Source organism: Microvirga sp. HS2 (genome assembly GCF_055792805.1).
The window spans coordinates 179,998-197,131 of the sequence record NZ_JBVVAJ010000006.1 but is presented as its reverse complement, the minus strand read 5'-3'; the positions used below and the strand labels follow the sequence as shown (position 1 = coordinate 197,131).

Genomic DNA, 17,134 nt, shown 5'->3' with positions numbered 1-17,134 from the left:
CTGTCGGGTTCGGCGTGCCGGATCGTCATGGTTTCGAGGCGCGTGTATTCTCCTCCATCGACATGAGCGGTCAGGGGTCAGGCTCGACCTCTGCGGCGCAGGATATCGGCATAGACGGCGAGGATGATGATGATCCCGGTCACGACAGTCTGCCATTCCTGGGCGACCGAGAGGATCCTCAAGCCATTCGTCAGCACGCTGATGATCAACGCGCCGATGATGGTCCCCAGGATCGTGCCGCGGCCGCCGCTGAGCGATGTGCCGCCGATGACGACTGCGGCGATGGCGTCGAGCTCGTAGCCCTGCCCGAGCGCGGGTTGCGCCGAATTCAATCGCGAGGCGATGATGAGACCGGCGATGCCGCAGATCCCGCCTGAAACCGTGTAGACGATGATCTTCCAGAAATCCGTGTTGACGCCGGACAGGCGCACCGCTTCTTCATTGGAGCCCAGGGCGAAGGTGTAGCGCCCCAAGGCCGTGCGGGAGAGGACGATGCTCGAGGCGATCGCGACCACGAAGAGGATGAGAACACCGTTCGGAATCGGCAGGAACGGAAGAACGGTCCCGATGAGCGATTCCTGTGAGATCATCGGGAAGTTCGGCGTATCGTTGAAATAGATCGGCCGGGTTCCGGAGATCACCAGCGCCAGCCCTTTCAGGAGCATCATCATGCCGAGCGTCGCGATGAAGGGCGGAACCTTCATCTTGGCGATGATCGTGCCGGAAATGGAGCCGCAGAGGGCGCCCGCGGCGATGGCCGCCACCACGCCGACAGGCATTGGCAGGCCCCAATAGGTCAGGAAGACGCCTGCGATCACGGCGCAGAAGGTCATGAGAGTGCCGACCGACAGATCGATCCCGCCCGTGATGATCACGAAAGTGGAAGCGACTGCGAGGACCCCGTTCACGGCCGTTGCCTGGAGGATCCCGATGAGATTGTCTCTCTGGAGGAAATTCTCGGACGCGATGCTGAAGACCGCCATGAGAGCGATCAGGCTGGCGAAGGCGAGGATCTTCTGCCACGTCCCCTGGCTGACCACGGCGGACTTCATGACGTTCGGATTTTCCTTCTCTACGAGGGTCGTCACGTCGCCATCCTCTCGTCGCCAGTCACGCTACGCCGTTGTGTGGCAAGCCGCATGATATCTTCCTGGGTAGTCCCTTCCGCGGGCAGCTCGCCGGTGAGCCGCCCCTCGCACATGACGGCGATGCGATGGCTCATGCGCAGGATCTCCGGCAGTTCGGAGGAAATCATCACGATGGCGCGTCCCTGGGCGGCAAGCGCATTCAGGAGCTTGTAGATTTCGTTCTTGGCTCCGACGTCGATCCCCCGGGTCGGCTCGTCGAAGAACAGGATCTCGCAATCCCGGGCGAGCCACTTCGCGATGACGATCTTCTGCTGGTTGCCGCCCGACAGAAGCCGCGCTTCCTGCGCTTCGGAGGGCGTCTTGATCCTCAGCTGCCGGATATAGGAGCGCGAGGTTTCCCTGATCGCCCGCCATTTGAGAAAAGTGTGAAGGGAGAGAAACCGGTTCAGGCAAGGCATCACGATATTGGTCGCCACATCCATTCCCGTGGCGAGCCCGAACCGCTTCCTGTCCTCGGAGAGATAACCGATCCCCAGGCGCACGGCATCTTTCGGGGAGCGGATCTTCACGGTCTTGCCCCGGACGACGATCTCGCCGCCGTCGAGTGGATCGGCGCCGAAGATGGCGCGGGCGACCTCGGTGCGTCCCGCGCCCATCAGGCCCGCGAAGCCGAGAATCTCGCCTTTGCGCAAGCGGAAGCTCACGTCGCGGATGGCGGGAGCGCGCTGGAGGTTGCGCACCTCGAGCACGACCTCATGCTCCAGAAGGTCGGGAACCTCGGTCTTCGTTTCGGTCAGGCTGCGGCCGACCATCATGGAAATGATGGTGTCGACGGGCGTGGAGGCGGTCGGCAGGGTGCCGACATATTCACCGTCGCGCATGACCGTGACCCGATCGGAGATCTCCTTCAGCTCGTCCATCTTGTGCGAGATGTAGACGATCCCGACCCCTTCGGACTTGAGCTGCCGGATGATCCTGAACAGCTCGCCGATTTCCGCATTGTTCAGGGCGGCCGTGGGCTCGTCCATGATCAGGACCCTGGACCTGAAGGAGAGGGCCTTGGCGATCTCGACCATCTGCTGTTTGGCGACGCTGAGCGTACCGACCTCGGTGCGCGGATCGAGCTTGAGATGCATCCGTTCGAAGATCGCCGCAGCGTTCCGGTTCAGCGCCTCCTCGTCGAGGAAGAGGCCGAAGGCCCGCTTCGGTTCGCGGCCGATGAAGATGTTCTGCGCGGCAGTGAGATCGTTCATCAGGTTGAGTTCCTGATGGATGATGCTGATCCCGAGATCCTGCGCGGCTCGAGGGGAGGGGATGTCCACGGGAACGCCGTCGATGCGGATCTCGCCGGCATCCTTGGCGTAGATGCCGGCCAGGATTTTCATGAGGGTCGATTTGCCGGCGCCGTTCTCGCCCATGAGAGCATGGACCTCGCCGGGGAGCAGCTCGAACTGAGCCTGCTTCAGCGCCTGAACGCCGGGAAAAGCCTTGTCCAGATTCCGGATCGTGACGAGGGGAGTCATCCGGCGCTTCCCACCGCCGCACGCCTTGCAGGCGGCGCCCATACGAGACGAACAGCGCCGCCATGACGGCGCGCCGATACGCGGGCGCCCTGATGGCCCAGTGCTGCTGCGGAAAGGAGCAGAATGCTGCCCTGACCCCGCATGGGTTCCTCCCGACCGTCGGCCCCCGACGATCCCGGGCCTCCTCCGCCCTGCTGGTCCATCTCTCGCGGAGATGGGCCGGGCTTTGTGTGGAAAGGCCTATTCTTTTGAGAGGATGATATTCATGAAGAGTTGTAGGACGCAACTGAAATGATCTTACACCTGACGTTCAGGTTAAGCTCCCAAGCCCGATGATGATGCCGTTGCTCCGAATGGAGTAGCCACCGACCGACAGTTGCTTCTTGCCGGCCCGTGGAGACGCCATAGCTTGAGTCAAGATGACCAGAGCGGGGATAGGCGGAGCGATCGCATGGCAGACGACCCGATCGAGAAGACGAAGCTCGGACGCACGCAGCTTGCCGTGTCGAAGATCGGCTTCGGCACGTCCTCGCTGGGCGACATGCCCGATACCTACGGCTACGGCGTGGACGAGGAACGGGCGAGGAAGACGATCGAGGCCATCTTCGACAGCCCCGTGAATTTCCTCGACACGTCCCGTATCTATGGGTTCGGGCGCAGCGAGGAACGGATCGGCGCGGTCATCCGCGAACGGGGCGGCGTGCCCGCCGGGTTCGTGATTTCGACCAAGCTGGATCGCGATCCCGAAACGAACCGCTTCGACGCCTCCCAGGCCCGGCGCTCGCTGGAGGAGAGCCTGAAGGCCCTCGGCCTCGACCGGGTCGACATCCTGCATCTGCACGATCCGGAGCACACGGATTCCCTGGAGGCGACGACCGGGCCGGGCGGAGCGCTCGCCGAGCTGTTCAAGATGAAGGAGGAGGGGCTGGCAACGGCCGTCGGCCTCGCTGCCGGTCCGGTGCATGTCATGATGCCGCTCCTGAACGATTGGGACTTCGACGTGCTGATCACGCACAACCGGTTCACCCTGACGAACCGCAATGCGCATTCCATGATCGATTTCGCCTGCGCCAAGGGCATCGCCGTCCTCAACGCCGCGCCCTATGCCGGCGGCGTTTTGGCGAAGGGCACGGATTCGTACCGCCGCTACGTCTATCAGGAGGCCTCCGACGCGATGCTCGATCCGGTCCGCAGGGTCGAGGCGATCTGCGCCAAGCACGATGTTCCTCCCGGAGCTGCCGCCCTGCAGTTCTCGATGCGCGATGCGCGGATTACCGCCACGATCTGCGGCGTGAGCAAGCCCGAGCGGGTCGAGCAGACGCTTCAATGGGCGCGTTGGCCGATCCCGCAGGAGGTGTGGGACGAGTTGGACACCTTGTCCTTCTCGGCCGATGATCCCGAGGCGGCGCGCGAATACAAGGCGGGATAGCCGCCGCCGAGGAGGCACGACGTGCTGAAGAACATCAATCCGCTGCTCTCACCCGAATTGCTGATGGTGCTGCGCTCCATGGGCCATGGCGACGACATCGCCGTGGTGGACGCGAACTTCCCGGCAGCGTCCATGGCACGGCGTCTCGTGAGGCTCGACGGGCTGACGGCGACGGCGGTGACGGACGCGGTTCTTTCGGTGATGCCTCTCGACGATTTCGTGCCCGAGCCGGCCTGGCGGATGGAGGTCGTGGGCAAGCCGCAGGGCGAGCAGCCGATCTTCGACGAGTTCCGGGCCATCATCGTCCGTCACGAAGGAGCGGACTTTCGTCTCGCCTCCCTCGAGCGCTTTGCCTTCTACGAGCGGGCGAGGGCGGCCTTCGCCATCGTCTCGACGGGCGAGGCGAGACTTTACGGCAACATCATCCTGAAAAAAGGTGTCGTTCGTTCCGTTTGAGCGCGCTCGTCGGCGCTGGTTTTTCAAAGTGCAGCCATGAGAGGGACCGAAGGATGCGGATCGACGCTCATCAGCATTTTTGGCGCGTCAGCAGGGGCGATTATGCCTGGATGAGCCCGGACCTGGACGTGCTCTACCGTGATTATGGACCTGAGGATCTCAGGCCCTTCTTGGTCCAGCACGGGATCGACCGGACGATCCTCGTGCAGGCGGCCCCCACCGTCGCCGAGACGGAATTCATGCTGGCGACCGCGGAAACCGCGCCCTTCGTCTCCGGAGTCGTCGGCTGGGTCGACTTCACGGCGCCGGACTCCAGGGAAACCATTGCGGGGCTTGCGGATAATCCTCTGATCGTCGGTTTTCGTCCCATGGTGCAGGACATCGCCGATGATGATTGGCTCGTCGGGCCGGACCTCGCAGCCTCCTTCTGCGCCCTCGTCGAGCATCGGCTCGTATTCGACGCCCTCGTGCTGCCCCGCCACCTGTCGCGGGCACTCGTCATAGCGGATCGCCACCCCGACCTGTCCATCGTCATCGACCATGGAGCGAAGCCTTTCATCGGGAAGGGCATGCTTGACCCGTGGCGGGCGGATATGGCCGCAATGGCGGCCCGCCCGAACGTCGTGTGCAAGCTGTCGGGCTTGGTGACGGAAGCGGGGCCTGAGCGGCGAACCGGGGATCTGCGTCCCTATGTCGATCACCTTCTTCATGTGTTCGGGCCTGAACGGCTGCTCTGGGGCAGCGATTGGCCCGTGGTCAATCTCGCAGGCGGATATGATCGCTGGCGGGCTGTGACGCTGGAATTGATCGCGGGCCTCTCCGACGCCGAGAAGAGTGCGGTCCTCGGCGGCAATGCGGCCCGGATCTATCTCTCGCGACGCGGGCACCGCTGAGCGGCAGGCCATCAGCGCAGGGCAAAGACCTCGGGATGATCCGCCGAGAAACGATCCAGCTCTTCCATCACGGCTTCCAGATGAGATTCCATCGCACGTCTCGCCGCTTCTCCATCGCCTGCTTCCACGGCTCTGAGCAGGTCCCGGTGCTCGGCGAGCGTGACGGCATGACGGCGAGGGGATGACAGGAGCTGGCGTACCCGGTCGATATTGGCCCGCGAGGCCTCGATCACGGTGGCGACCCGGGGCAGCTCCAGGCTGTCCACAAGGATTGCGTGGAAGGCGAGATCCAGGGCGTGGAACCCGGCCTTGTCGTCCCGCTGAACCGCTGCTTCCTGCGCCCGCAGATTTCTTTCGAGAGCGGCGCGCGCCTCCGACGGCAGGCGCCGGGCCGCTGTTTCGGCGACCATTGCTTCAAGAGCTTGGCGGATCAGCATCGATTCCCTGATCTCCGCCAGCCGGATCCGGGCGGCCCGTGTGCCTCTCTGGGGGAGGATCTCGGCCAGCCCTTCCGCCGCCAGCCGCGCCAACGCCTCCGAGACCGGGAAACGCGACACGCCGAGCCTGGCGCAGACGAGCCCTTTGTCGATGAATTCGCCTGGCGCAAACTTCAAAGCGACGATGGCGGCGCGCAGCGATTGCTCCACCTGCTCGGTCGTCTTTCCGCGTGGCCCACGCTCGATAGGCTCAAGAAAGCTATAATGTTCTATCTTGTCGGTCATGGTTCTGGCGCTAACATGTTAGTCGATCCGGCAGGCTGACGCCATGATCTTGTCGGGTTCCACGCGAGCCGATGCGCTCGTTCATGCTCATCAACCGGACACAGAGCCGGATGTTTTGGGAGAAACGCCAGCATGTTCTCAGTGACCCGCCGCCTTATGCTCGGCCTGACGACCGCAGTCGCGCTGACGCTGCCCGCCAGCGCGCAGACGAAGCTCAAATGGGCTCATGTGTATGAAACCTCGGAACCGTTTCACACGCAGTCCGTGTGGGCTGCGCAGGAAATCGCGAAGCGCACCAATAACCGCTACCAAATCGATGTCTACCCGGCCTCGCAGCTGGGCAAGGAAAGCGATATCAACCAGGGCCTGTCGCTCGGCACCGTCGATATGATCATCTCCGGTCCGAGCTTCGCCGCCCGCAGCTACCCGCCCATCGGTATCGGCTATTATCCGTATATCTTCCGTGACGCCAAACACCTGCTCGCCTTCGCGAAAAGCGACGTGTTCAAGGAACTGGCGGACGGATACGCCGACAAGACCGGCCATCACATGGTCTCGCTCACCTATTACGGCATACGCCATGCCACGACGAATAAGCCCTTCAAGACCTGTGCCGATATGAAAGGCCTCAAGATCCGTGTGCCTGATGCGCCTGCCTATCTGGCGATGCCGCGCTCCTGCGGCGCCAATACGGCTCCAATCGCCTTTGCGGAGGTGTACCTTGCGCTTCAGAACGGCACCGTCGATGCGCAGGAAAATCCTCTGACGACCATCGAGGCCAAGAAATTCTTCGAGGTGCAAAAGCACATCGTGCTCACGGGCCACATCGTCGACCATCTCGCCACCATCATCTCAAAGCAACTTTGGGCCAAGCTCTCGGACGAGGACAAAAAGATCTTTGCCGACGTCGCTCAGGAGGCTGCGGTTCGCGCATCGGACGAGATCCAGGCCAAGGAGAAGGAGCTGATCGAAACCTTCAAGCAGAGGGGCCTGACTATCACCGAGGTGAACAAGGACGAGTTCAAGGATGCCGTGATGAAAAACGTCACGCTTGAATCCCTGGGCTACCGGAAATCCGATTACGACAAGATCCAGGCGCTGAAGCCGGAAGGGCTCTGATGCTTCCGGACGGGGCCGTCAGACCGCGGCCCCGTTTCAACGTCCAGCGTACCGGACGCCGACTTGTTGCGCCTTGATGTTCTCAGGACGAGGTTCCTTGATCGATGGCTACGGAAGTTCATACCCAGGTCAACGCCGAACAACTGGCCCGGACCTTCGACGAAAGCGAACATGCGCCCGTCGATCTCTCCGAATATGCCTTTGAAGATTGGCTGGCACTGGGTCTGTTCTGGGCGATGGCATTCGCTGTCTTTACCCAGTTCTTCACCCGCTACGTGCTGAACGACTCCTTTGCATGGACCGAGGAAATTGCGACCAATCTCAATGTCGCGCTGGTTTTCATCGGCTCGGCGATGTGCGTGCGCATGAGCCGGCATATTCAGGTCGATTTCGTTTATCGTTATGTCCCGCCCGTCGTCGGCCGCACATTGGCGACTGTGGTGGACCTCGCTCGTCTTGCCTTCTTCGCCTATGGAGCCGTGCTGATCTGGCGGTTCATGAGCATCGTCGGAGACGAGCAGATGACGACGATCAATCTGCCGAAAAACCTGACCTATGCATTCGTTTTCATCGGCTTTCTTCTGATGTGCTTCCGCTCGATTCAGGTGGCTGTCGCCAATTGGCGGCGCGGCTATTCCGTGCTTGAGCGGCCCGAACTTTCCGATGCTCCTGTGGTGGCAGAAACCTGATGCTGATCCTTCTTGGCTCCTTTCTCGTCCTCATGATTCTCGGGCTGCCCGTCGCCGTTTCGATGGCGGTGGCCTCACTGCTCTATATTCTAGCGACCGGCGTGGTTCCGGACGTGATCGTCGCGCAGCGCATGATCGCGGGCGTCGAGAGCTTTCCGCTCCTGGCTGTTCCGTTCTTCATCCTGGCGGGCAATCTGATGAACATCGCCGGTGTGACTGGCCGGATTTACTCATTCGCCGTCGCCCTCGTCGGCTGGATGAAGGGCGGCCTCGGCCAGGTGAACATCATCGGCTCGGTCATCTTTTCCGGCATGTCCGGTACCGCGATCGCCGATGCGGCGGGCCTCGGAACGATTGAGATCAAGGCCATGAAGGACCACGGCTATTCCACCGAGTTCTCGGTGGGCGTGACAGCGGCCTCGGCAACGCTCGGCCCGATCATTCCGCCTTCGTTACCGTTCGTGATCTATGGCATGATGGCGAACGTCTCGATCGGCGCGCTGTTCCTCGGTGGAGTCATCCCGGGCGTGTTCATGACGGTCCTCATGATGGTGACCGTTGCGTACTTTGCTTATCGAAACGGCTGGGGATCGGATACGCCGTTCTCCTGGCGCAAGCTCGGCAGCGCCAGCATCGAAGTGCTGACGGTTCTCGCGTTTCCGGTTGCCGTCTGGCTCCTGGTTCAGGCCGGGCTTTCGACCAACCTCGCGATCGGCATCGGTTTGGCTGCGCTCCTGGCGCTCGACTGGTATTTCGATTTCTCCGCCGTCATGGCGCTCATGGCTCCCGTCATCCTGATCGGCGGAATGACGCTCGGCATCTTCACGCCAACGGAAGCAGCCGTCGCGGCGGTGATCTGGTCGTTGTTCTTGGGCCTGGTGCGGTACCGCTCCATGACGTTCAGGAGCCTCGCGAAGGCGACGTTCGACACGATCGAGACGACCGCGTCGGTTCTCTTCATCGTGACGGCGGCATCCATCTTCGCTTGGCTCCTGACCGTCAGCCAGGCGGCACAGCTTCTATCGGACACGATTCTCGGCGTCACGCAGAACAAATGGGTGTTCCTGCTGCTGGCGAACATCCTGATCCTGTTCGTCGGCTGCTTCATCGATACCATCGCGGCGATCACGATTCTGGTGCCGATCCTGCTGCCCATCGTGCTCAAGCTCGGCATCGACCCGGTCCATTTCGGCCTGGTCATGGTCCTGAACCTGATGATCGGTCTGCTTCATCCGCCCCTCGGGATGGTTCTGTTCGTGCTGGCACGCGTAGCGAAGCTGTCCGTTGAGCGGACGACCATGGCGATTCTGCCCTGGCTGGTCCCATTGATGCTGGCGCTGATCGCCATCACCTATATTCCGGAACTGACTCTCTGGCTTCCGCGACAGATGGGCCTCGGGCGATGAAGCGGCTTCCGGCGCATCCTCAACGAGCTTACCGATATTAATGGGACGAACATGACATCCCCCCGCACGATCCGCCTCTCCGCCGACGACAACGTCGTCATCGCCATCGATCTCGTGAACCAGGGCGATACCGTTTCCGGTCTCACCGCCCGGGAGCGGATCCTGCGCGGCCACAAGATGGCCGTCGAGCCGATCCGTGAAGGCGAGCCGATCCGAAAGTTTGGACAGATCATCGGCTTCGCTAAATCCCATATCGCGCCGGGAGAGTGGGTGCACGAGCACAATGTCGGCCTGCACGATTTCGAGCGTGACTACGCCTTCTGCGCAGATGCCCGCGACGACGATCTGCTGCCGCCGGAGATGCGGGCGACCTTCGAGGGCTATCGGCGCTCGTCGGGGAAGACGGGAACCCGGAACTACATCGGCATCCTGACGTCGGTGAACTGCTCCGCATCGGTGGCCCGGTTCGCCGCAGCCGAGATCGAACGATCGGGAATCCTGGATGGGTATCCGGGCATCGATGGGGTGGTGGCGATCGTCCACGGCACGGGATGCGGCCATGCGGCTTACGGCGAGGGTTTCGATATCCTGCGCCGGACACAATGGGGTTATGCCAGCCATCCGAATTTCGCGGGCGTCGTGATGGTCGGTCTCGGCTGCGAGGTGTTTCAGATCGGGCGCATGAAAAAGGAATACGGTCTGGAGGAGACGGAGACCTTCCGGACCTTGACCATCCAGGAGACGGGCGGCACGCGTAAGACCGTCGAGGCGATCGCCGCCGGGATCCGCGACATGCTTCCCATCGCGGCGCGCGCGAAGCGCGAGACGCGCCCAGCCTCCGAGCTAGTCCTCGCTCTTCAATGCGGCGGGTCCGACGGTTATTCGGGACTGACCGCGAACCCCGCCCTTGGTGTCGCGTCCGACCTGCTGGTGCGCCACGGTGGAACTTCGATCCTCTCCGAGACGCCGGAGATCTACGGAGCCGAACACCTGCTGACCCGGCGTGCCGCAACGCGCGAGGTGGGCGAAAAACTCGTCTCGCGCATTCGCTGGTGGGAGGCTTACACTGCCCGCAACGGGGGCGAGATGAACAACAACCCATCTCCCGGAAACAAGGCCGGCGGTCTCACGACGATCCTGGAGAAGTCACTCGGCGCAACCGCAAAAGGCGGCCGCTCGACGTTACAGGCCGTCTACGAATACGCCGAGCCGGTGAAGGAGCACGGCTTCGTCTATATGGACACGCCCGGCTACGATCCGGTGTCGGCGACAGGCCAGGTCGCGGGGGGAGCAAACCTCATCGCATTCACCACGGGGCGGGGCTCCGCATTCGGGGCCAAGCCGGTTCCATCGTTGAAGCTTGCGACGAACTCGGACATTTATCGGCGCATGCAGGAGGACATGGATATCAATTGTGGCGATATCCTCGACGGTGTCTCGCTCGAGCAGAAAGGCGCCGAGATTTTCGACAAGCTCCTGCGGGTCGCATCCGGCGAACACACGAAGTCCGAGGATCTCGGCTATGGGGATCTCGAATTCGTTCCGTGGCAAGTCGGCGCCGTCATGTAAGGTTCAGGATGTCGGAGCGGGCAGACGCCACGCGGGCACTGCGGCGCAGCTTCGTGCAATGATATTGCTAGCGACTGTCCATGAACGATGTGTTTCCGCCGGATCGGCTCGTGTGATCCGATCATCGAGACATTCCGGGTTTGTGGCGAAGATATGAAATATCATCTAGCGTGACGGGCCTGCGACCCTGCGGCTCACGGGATGAGGAAATCAGCGATTTTGCGGCCTGCGGTCGCCGGTCTATGCTGTTGAGGCTTGCTTCATTCTTTTCCGACCTTATACGAAGACTGCCCCGATCAATCTCATTCCTTTCTTAGCTTTCATGACCGCTCGCCGCCGTTTCCTCCTTGCTTCGTCTCTCGCCCGGCTCGTTCAACGCGAACGGGGTGGTCTGCGCCAGATCGAAGGCTACTTCCCGGAGCAGCCGGGCCGTGCCGCCTTGGTTCGCTTGGAGGAGAACAAGGGTCTGCTGGTCCTGCGAATAGCGACCTCGGAAGGGGAGGTCGAGGAACGGGCCGAAGTGCCGATGGCTCATGCGCACGCACTCCTCGATGTGTGTTCCGGAGAGATTGCTTACGACCGGACAAAACTTCCTATCGGGGATCGGGTCGCTCTCATCGATCAGGTCATCCACCCCCGCGAAGTGCATCTCGTCACAATCGAATTCGATACCGACGGGGAGGCGAGGGACTTCCGCCCGCTGACCTGGTTCGGTCCTGAAGTGACGCGCGATGGCCGTTACACCAACAAGTCCATCGCCTTTGCGGGCCTCAACGAGGCGCCCGATATTCCATTATCCAACACGGCCCTCGAAAGTCTGCTCGACACGTTGGAGAACCGCTTCCCGAGCCAAACGCGCCCGCATCTGCGCAGGCCCGCTGCAAACCCGGTCGGTTCAGCCCGGCCGGCGCTCGGTCAGGCGCCGTCCCATGGCCAATCCACGAAGGCCAATCTCGATGAGATCGAAGAGGCCATTATGCGTGAAATGGAACTGACTATCCAGAACAAGCGCCCGCGATAGGCGGTTGCTTGGCTGCGTCGCAAACCTCTCCCGGTGGTTGAATCGAGCATGTGCCCCGGGCGCCCCGTGGAAAATTAACCTCACATCAAGATCATCTCGCCACTGTGCCGTCTCATCAGAAAAGGAGACGGCACCATGACCGAATGGCATCACCGGGACCACGGACCGATCACCGAGGACAAGCTCCTCAAGGCCGTCCATGTCCTCGCCGACATCGTCGAAAGCCATGGCGCGACCTTCCGTCCGTTGTACCACGACGTCCGTCAGCAACTGGCCGAGTTCCGCCAGCAGGAGCAGGCGGATGCCGCTGCCGTCAGGATCGCCTCACTGAGCGAAGAGAAGGTCGCCTAGCGCATCGTGCGGCCCTGCGGGACCGCTTGAACGATGCGCTCTTCCAAAGAGTGGAGCATCGCACGGAAATGTGGACCGGCACTGCCACGAAATGAGCTGCCTCCACACGCGTGGAACCAGCTCTTCTCTTTGGTGTGCCGCATTTTTTTCGGAGAACCGGGTCCACTTCGCCGAAAAATGCTCTAGGCGCTGGCCCGGTCGAGCTGCGCGATGTCGGCGGCATCGAGACGGAGCCTCGTCGACGCCACCAGATCCGCCATCTGCTCAAGGCTCGTGGCGCTGGCAATCGGCGCCGTCAGGCCAGGGCGCGCCATCAGCCAGGCGAGGGCGACTTGCGCCAGGCTCGCGTTCTTTCTGGCAGCGACGTCGTCCAAAGCTGCGAGAATGCGCTTGCCGCGTTCGTTCAGATAGGCGCTCATCCGGCTGCCGCGCGGGCTTTTGCCGAAATCCGCCTTTGAGCGGTACTTGCCTGTCAGGAAGCCACTCGCGAGACCGTAATACGGAATGACCCCGATCTCCTCAGTTCGGCATAGCGGTTCGAGTTCGCTCTCGTAGCCTGCGCGGTTGTACAGATTGTATTCCGGCTGGAGGCTTTCATAACGCGGCAGCCCGAGCTTCGCGCTTGTCTCCAGAGACTCCCGCAGGCGCTCCGCCGTAAAGTTCGATGCGCCGATCGCCCGCACCTTGCCCTCCCGGATCAACTCCGCATAGGCCTCCAGGGTCTCCTGCTGAGGCGTATCCGGATCGTCCCGATGCGACTGATAAAGGTCGATATAGTCCGTCTGCAGCCGACGGAGCGAGGCTTCGACGGCCGAGCGGATATAGGATTTGGAGAGCCCCTTCTTCCCGGGTCCCATCTCGGAGCCAACCTTGGTGGCGATAACCAAATTCGACCGGTTCCCGCGAGCCTTCATCCACTTGCCGATGATGGTCTCGGACTCGCCTCCTGCATGACCTGGAACCCACGAGGAGTACACATCCGCCGTGTCGATGAAGTTCAATCCGTCTGAAGCATACGCGTCGAGGAGCTTGAACGATGTTGCCTCGTCTGCCGTCCAGCCGAAGACGTTGCCGCCGAGACAGAGGGGCGAAACCATTAGGTCTGAGCGGCCGAGCCGACGCTTGTCCATTGAAGTATCCTAACGTGATTTGCTGGGTCCGGGGATGCGAGGCCTACCCAGGGGGCGAAGGGATCCGAACCGACGATAGCAGTTCGGTTCGTGCAGCTCCATCGGGCTCGCGGTTGGGCGCTTGAATCACCGGTTCATATCCCCTGTAGTCTGCCTAACATCTTCGCAGGGGCTTAGGTCCATGGATATTGCTCGCCGGCGCTATCCAGAGGCGATGGCGGAGCAGTGCCCGGCGGAGATGGCATCACCGCGTGGCTGCCGAGATACGGAGGTTCGCTCTCGTCATGTCGGCCGCAAGGGCCGACCAGCTTCGCAGATCCCGCTGGGCATTCCGGTAGCTTTCCACGATTCGAGCGGCGAGCGGAGAGGTGGAGGCAATGCCGTCGAGAACCTCGCTCGATGCCGTCTGAGCGGCTTCGAGGATGGAGGCAGGGAAGGCTTCCAGCGTGACCGGATATTTCCCGAGAATCTCGATCAGGGCTGCGGCATTGGTTTGGCAGGCATCGGCGAGACCGAGCGTATGCTCGGCTCTGCAAGCCTCTGTGACGATGCTGCAAAGATCCGGCGGGAGCCGCTCCCATGCCGAGAGCGAGATCAGAAACTCGCTCGCTCCGTTCGGCTTGTTGAAGCCGGGCGCGTAATAGTGCGGCGCGTATTTGGGCAGGCCCGTTTCGAGGTCGGTTGCAGGAGCCAGGAATTCCGCAGCGTCGATGGAGCCTTTTTCCAGGGCGGGCAGAAGGTCCCCGGCGGAGACCGTCATGGGGACTGCGCCGAGCCGCGCATAGACCTCGGCTCCGAGCCCCTGGACGCGAAGTCGCATGCCCTTTAGGTCCTCGACGCCCGAGAGCCTGCGCCGGAACCATCCCCCCATCGAAGGGCCCGTATTGCCCGCGAGAAAGGCACGAACGCCGTACGGCTGGTAGAGCTCATCCCAGAGAGCCTGGCCGTCCCGCAATTCGATCCACGCTTGATGCTCGATTGGTCCGAGGCCAAACGGAACAGAGGTGAAGAAGCCCGCTGCCGGCATGCGCCCCTGCCAGTAGAGCGAGGCCGTATGGCCGATTTCGACAGTGCCGTTCGAGACGGCGTCGAGGACCGCGAAGGGCGGCACGATCTCACCGGCGGCGAAAAGGGAAATCTGCAGCCTCCCGCCGCTCATGGCGTTGATGCGCTCGACGATCCGCTGCGCGGAGATGCCGGGTCCTGTTCGGCCCTTCGGCCAGGACGTGACCATGCGCCAGCGCAAGGGCTGCGCATGGACGACAGACGGGGTGGCAAGAAAAGCAGCGCTTGCTCCAAGCGCCGCTCGCCGCGAGATTCTAGGACCAATTGGCATGGAAATGATGCACGGGACCATGCCCGTGTCCGATCTGGAGTTGGCTGGAGGCACTTATGGCTGCGCTGATGAAAGCCTTGGCTGCCGCCACGGCGTCACCCAGCGAGAGCCCTCTGGCAAGGCCCGCCGCAATGGCCGAAGACAGCGTGCAGCCTGTGCCGTGTGTGTTGAGCGTGTCGATCCGGGGAGCGGAAAAACGCCGCACGCCTCGGGAATCCACGAGAATGTCGATGCTCTCGGGGCCGGCCCCATGACCACCTTTCACCAGGACGGCTTTTGGCCCCAAGGCCAGGAGCCGCTCGGCCTGCCCATGCATGGTCCGCTCATCCGCAGCGACCGGCTCGTCGAGGAGGGCTGCAGCCTCCGGAAGATTAGGCGTCACGAGCAGCGCCTTCGGCAGCAGGGAGCGACGCAGCGTATCGACAGCCTCCTGCGCGAGAAGACGGTCGCCGCTCGCGGCCACCATGACGGGATCGAGGACCACGCGCGTCGCACCGTGGCGCGTGAGCCCCTCCGCGACCGCTTCGATGACCGCGGTCCGGGACAGCATGCCGATCTTCACCGCATCGACTGCGAGATCCGAGAAGACACTGTCGATCTGCCGGGCCACGAAGGCCGGCGGAACGTCATGAATGCCCTGGACTCCGGTGGTGTTCTGCGCAGTGAGCGCGGTGATGACGCTCGCACCGTAAACGCCGAGGGCCGAGAAGGTCTTGATGTCCGCCTGTATCCCCGCGCCGCCGCCCGAATCCGAGCCTGCGATCGTCACTGCGATGGCAGTCATGTGGAGGCGCTCCGCATTGTGAGGGACTCATCGACGATGTGTCGCAGCCGCGAGGCCTCGGCTTTCACATCCGCCGCCCTGAAGAGAGCCGAGATGACGGCGATCCCGTCAACGCCAGCGGCGATCACGGCTTGCGCATTCGAGGCATCGATGCCGGCAATGGCGCCGACCGGCGCCGCACTCGCAAGCCTGACACGCGCCAGCACTTCGCGAAGCCCTTCGAGCCCGAGAGGAGGATCAGGATTGTTCTTGCTCACGGTCGTGAAGACGCCGCCGATGCAGGCGTAATCGAGGGGCATATCCGGCAACCCGTCGGCGTGCTCCGCCGTCTTGACGGTGACCCCGATGATCGCACGAGGTCCGAGCAGATCGCGCGCATCCTTCGGATGCATGTCGTCCTGTCCGAGATGGACACCGTCCGCGCCAGCCGCCAAGGCGACGTCGACACGATCGTTGATCAGGAGAGGCACATTCGTGGTGGCGAGGGCTGCTTTCAGCGCCCGCGCGGTTTCCACGAGGCGTCGGCCGTCCGCGCGCTTGTCCCTGTACTGGATGAGGGTGACGCCGCCGGAAACGGCCTGTCGGACGAGATCCACGGGACTCCGACCGCCCGTCCGTTCGGGATCAACGATGCCATAGAGCCTGAGGTCGACTGGATTCACGAAAACCTCCCGTAGACGCCGAGTGTGGGGGCGTCGAGATTGAACAGGGCATCGAGGAAGCCGGGCTGGAAGGTGCCTGGACCTTTTGCTTCTCGTGCCGCGATCTCGCCGGCGACGCCGGTCACGAGCAGAGCCGCGGCCGCAGCCTCGAGCGTGTTGCCGTGCAGGGCGGCGAAGGCCGCAACCAGAGCGGTTCCCGCGCATCCCATGGCCGTGACGTGCGCCATCAGAGGATGACCGTTATCGACACGGATGACGTCGTTGCCATCCGTGATGAGGTCGGTGTCGCCGGTCAGGGCGACGACGGTGTGATGGGCCTGTGCGAAAGCCAGGACATTCCCGGCCGTCGCATCACGACCGGCCAGGGCTGCGAACTCTCCCGCATTGCAGCGCAGGACCCACGGCCTGCTCGCAAGACAGGCGTGGGCGAATTCCAGCCGCGGCGGCGACGTATCCACGAACACGGGATCGAGCACCCAGGGCTTCCCGCACGCATGCACGGCGGCGATAGCCTGGGGTATCGCGTCGCGCCGGTCAGCGTCGAGGGTTCCCAGATTGACGAGGAGCGCACTCGATCGGCTGGTGAAGGCAACGACCTCGTCAGGCGCGATGGTCAGGGAGGGAACGCCGCCCGCTGCCAGCAGAAGATTGGCCGTGAAGCTTTGCGCGGCCGCGTTCGTAATCGCATGCACGCGCGTGCGCTCGCCGCGAAGACACGCGAGAAGAAGCCCGGCCAGATGGGGAAGATCGTGAGCGTCCCAGATGGACGCTGGTGTGTCCGTCATCTCGCAATCCCTCCGCCGGCATGATCCGGATCAGGTTCGATGGGTTGATCTCACAAAGATCTCTCAGCCCGTTCGGGCACCCCAAGGAGATGTCTTTGAAATAATCCCTTCGTCGCTCCTTGGCAAGGAGCGATCTTCTCCGGTGCGTCCGGTTGACATGCGGGAGTCTCT

General features: G+C 62.7%; 17 protein-coding genes and 1 riboswitch. Of the genes, 9 read left to right on the top strand and 8 right to left on the bottom strand.

The annotated features are described in order from the left end of the window. Nucleotides 1-77: 77 nt before the first annotated feature. The gene (locus ACS5Q0_RS08235; RefSeq protein WP_473126157.1) at nucleotides 78-1,052 is read right to left on the bottom strand and encodes an ABC transporter permease; all 975 of its coding nucleotides are present in this window, start codon (nucleotides 1,050-1,052) and stop codon (nucleotides 78-80) included. A gap of 32 nt (nucleotides 1,053-1,084) precedes the next feature. Continuing rightward, a complete protein-coding gene (locus ACS5Q0_RS08230; RefSeq protein ID WP_473126128.1) occupies nucleotides 1,085-2,611 on the bottom strand; it encodes a sugar ABC transporter ATP-binding protein in 1,527 nt (508 codons plus the stop codon). A 451-nt stretch (nucleotides 2,612-3,062) separates the two neighbouring features. On the opposite strand from ACS5Q0_RS08230, the gene ACS5Q0_RS08225 reads away from it, so the two are divergent. From ACS5Q0_RS08225 to ACS5Q0_RS08215, 3 genes are read left to right on the top strand one after another with little or no spacing between them, the layout of a single operon-like run. Next, nucleotides 3,063-4,040 carry an aldo/keto reductase gene (locus ACS5Q0_RS08225; RefSeq protein WP_473126127.1) on the top strand — a complete coding sequence of 326 codons (978 nt, stop codon included), beginning with the start codon at nucleotides 3,063-3,065 and terminating at the stop codon, nucleotides 4,038-4,040. Nucleotides 4,041-4,061: 21 nt separating this feature from the next. Further along, nucleotides 4,062-4,496, top strand: coding sequence for an RbsD/FucU family protein (locus ACS5Q0_RS08220; protein WP_473126126.1), 435 nt, complete (start codon nucleotides 4,062-4,064; stop codon nucleotides 4,494-4,496). Nucleotides 4,497-4,549: 53 nt separating this feature from the next. Further along, nucleotides 4,550-5,389 (top strand): amidohydrolase family protein, encoded by an 840-nt coding sequence (locus ACS5Q0_RS08215; RefSeq protein ID WP_473126125.1) that lies wholly within the window; start codon nucleotides 4,550-4,552, stop codon nucleotides 5,387-5,389. 11 nt (nucleotides 5,390-5,400) lie between these two features. On the opposite strand, the gene ACS5Q0_RS08210 is transcribed toward ACS5Q0_RS08215, so the two are convergent. Then, nucleotides 5,401-6,111, bottom strand: a complete 711-nt coding sequence (locus ACS5Q0_RS08210) for a GntR family transcriptional regulator (RefSeq protein ID WP_473126124.1) — start codon at nucleotides 6,109-6,111, stop codon at nucleotides 5,401-5,403. 156 nt (nucleotides 6,112-6,267) lie between these two features. Here ACS5Q0_RS08210 and ACS5Q0_RS08205 point away from each other — a divergent pair, with 156 nt between their 5' ends. From ACS5Q0_RS08205 to ACS5Q0_RS08180, 6 genes are all read left to right on the top strand, one after another. Continuing rightward, nucleotides 6,268-7,230 (top strand): sialic acid TRAP transporter substrate-binding protein SiaP, encoded by a 963-nt coding sequence (locus ACS5Q0_RS08205; RefSeq protein WP_473126156.1) that lies wholly within the window; start codon nucleotides 6,268-6,270, stop codon nucleotides 7,228-7,230. Nucleotides 7,231-7,334: 104 nt separating this feature from the next. Further along, complete coding sequence (locus tag ACS5Q0_RS08200) at nucleotides 7,335-7,919, top strand: TRAP transporter small permease (protein ID WP_473126123.1); 585 nt, start codon at nucleotides 7,335-7,337, stop codon at nucleotides 7,917-7,919. Next, complete coding sequence (locus tag ACS5Q0_RS08195; RefSeq protein ID WP_473126122.1) at nucleotides 7,919-9,325, top strand: TRAP transporter large permease; 1,407 nt, start codon at nucleotides 7,919-7,921, stop codon at nucleotides 9,323-9,325. Before ACS5Q0_RS08200 ends, ACS5Q0_RS08195 begins: the two co-directional genes overlap by 1 nt. A gap of 51 nt (nucleotides 9,326-9,376) precedes the next feature. After that, nucleotides 9,377-10,894, top strand: a complete 1,518-nt coding sequence (locus ACS5Q0_RS08190) for a UxaA family hydrolase (RefSeq protein WP_473126121.1) — start codon at nucleotides 9,377-9,379, stop codon at nucleotides 10,892-10,894. Between the two features lie 322 nt (nucleotides 10,895-11,216). Then, nucleotides 11,217-11,915: a hypothetical protein gene (locus tag ACS5Q0_RS08185; protein ID WP_473126120.1), complete on the top strand. Its 699-nt coding sequence runs from the start codon at nucleotides 11,217-11,219 to the stop codon at nucleotides 11,913-11,915. Between the two features lie 135 nt (nucleotides 11,916-12,050). Then, the gene (locus tag ACS5Q0_RS08180) at nucleotides 12,051-12,266 is read left to right on the top strand and encodes a hypothetical protein (protein WP_473126119.1); all 216 of its coding nucleotides are present in this window, start codon (nucleotides 12,051-12,053) and stop codon (nucleotides 12,264-12,266) included. 182 nt (nucleotides 12,267-12,448) lie between these two features. Here ACS5Q0_RS08180 and ACS5Q0_RS08175 read toward each other — a convergent pair whose 3' ends face one another. The 5 genes from ACS5Q0_RS08175 to thiM form a co-directional block, all read right to left on the bottom strand. Further along, nucleotides 12,449-13,396, bottom strand: coding sequence for an aldo/keto reductase (locus ACS5Q0_RS08175; RefSeq protein ID WP_473126118.1), 948 nt, complete (start codon nucleotides 13,394-13,396; stop codon nucleotides 12,449-12,451). A gap of 244 nt (nucleotides 13,397-13,640) precedes the next feature. After that, on the bottom strand, nucleotides 13,641-14,630 hold the full coding sequence (locus ACS5Q0_RS08170; RefSeq protein WP_473126117.1) for a TRAP transporter substrate-binding protein: 990 nt from the start codon (nucleotides 14,628-14,630) through the stop codon (nucleotides 13,641-13,643). Nucleotides 14,631-14,715: 85 nt separating this feature from the next. Beyond that, the gene (gene thiD, locus ACS5Q0_RS08165; protein ID WP_473126116.1) at nucleotides 14,716-15,516 is read right to left on the bottom strand and encodes a bifunctional hydroxymethylpyrimidine kinase/phosphomethylpyrimidine kinase; all 801 of its coding nucleotides are present in this window, start codon (nucleotides 15,514-15,516) and stop codon (nucleotides 14,716-14,718) included. Further along, a complete protein-coding gene (gene thiE, locus ACS5Q0_RS08160; RefSeq protein WP_473126115.1) occupies nucleotides 15,513-16,178 on the bottom strand; it encodes a thiamine phosphate synthase in 666 nt (221 codons plus the stop codon). Before thiE ends, thiD begins: the two co-directional genes overlap by 4 nt. Further along, nucleotides 16,175-16,963: a hydroxyethylthiazole kinase gene (thiM, locus tag ACS5Q0_RS08155; protein ID WP_473126114.1), complete on the bottom strand. Its 789-nt coding sequence runs from the start codon at nucleotides 16,961-16,963 to the stop codon at nucleotides 16,175-16,177. Before thiM ends, thiE begins: the two co-directional genes overlap by 4 nt. Beyond that, a riboswitch (TPP riboswitch) is annotated at nucleotides 16,954-17,057 on the bottom strand. (Overlaps the previous gene by 10 nt.) Nucleotides 17,058-17,134 lie beyond the last annotated feature (77 nt).

Excerpts from the sequence above, each read along its gene's own strand:
- thiD (WP_473126116.1), bottom strand. The coding sequence starts at position 15,516 with ATGACTGCCATCGCAGTGACGATCGCAGGCTCGGATTCGGGCGGCGGC.
- ACS5Q0_RS08170 (WP_473126117.1), bottom strand. The coding sequence starts at position 14,630 with ATGGTCACGTCCTGGCCGAAGGGCCGAACAGGACCCGGCATCTCCGCG.
- ACS5Q0_RS08235 (WP_473126157.1), bottom strand. The coding sequence starts at position 1,052 with ATGAAGTCCGCCGTGGTCAGCCAGGGGACGTGGCAGAAGATCCTCGCC.
- ACS5Q0_RS08230 (WP_473126128.1), bottom strand. The coding sequence starts at position 2,611 with ATGACTCCCCTCGTCACGATCCGGAATCTGGACAAGGCTTTTCCCGGC.
- thiM (WP_473126114.1), bottom strand. The coding sequence starts at position 16,963 with ATGACGGACACACCAGCGTCCATCTGGGACGCTCACGATCTTCCCCAT.
- ACS5Q0_RS08215 (WP_473126125.1), top strand. The coding sequence starts at position 4,550 with ATGCGGATCGACGCTCATCAGCATTTTTGGCGCGTCAGCAGGGGCGAT.
- ACS5Q0_RS08180 (WP_473126119.1), top strand. The coding sequence starts at position 12,051 with ATGACCGAATGGCATCACCGGGACCACGGACCGATCACCGAGGACAAG.
- ACS5Q0_RS08190 (WP_473126121.1), top strand. The coding sequence starts at position 9,377 with ATGACATCCCCCCGCACGATCCGCCTCTCCGCCGACGACAACGTCGTC.
- ACS5Q0_RS08210 (WP_473126124.1), bottom strand. The coding sequence starts at position 6,111 with ATGACCGACAAGATAGAACATTATAGCTTTCTTGAGCCTATCGAGCGT.
- ACS5Q0_RS08175 (WP_473126118.1), bottom strand. The coding sequence starts at position 13,396 with ATGGACAAGCGTCGGCTCGGCCGCTCAGACCTAATGGTTTCGCCCCTC.
- ACS5Q0_RS08205 (WP_473126156.1), top strand. The coding sequence starts at position 6,268 with ATGCTCGGCCTGACGACCGCAGTCGCGCTGACGCTGCCCGCCAGCGCG.
- ACS5Q0_RS08200 (WP_473126123.1), top strand. The coding sequence starts at position 7,335 with ATGGCTACGGAAGTTCATACCCAGGTCAACGCCGAACAACTGGCCCGG.
- ACS5Q0_RS08225 (WP_473126127.1), top strand. The coding sequence starts at position 3,063 with ATGGCAGACGACCCGATCGAGAAGACGAAGCTCGGACGCACGCAGCTT.
- ACS5Q0_RS08185 (WP_473126120.1), top strand. The coding sequence starts at position 11,217 with ATGACCGCTCGCCGCCGTTTCCTCCTTGCTTCGTCTCTCGCCCGGCTC.
- ACS5Q0_RS08195 (WP_473126122.1), top strand. The coding sequence starts at position 7,919 with ATGCTGATCCTTCTTGGCTCCTTTCTCGTCCTCATGATTCTCGGGCTG.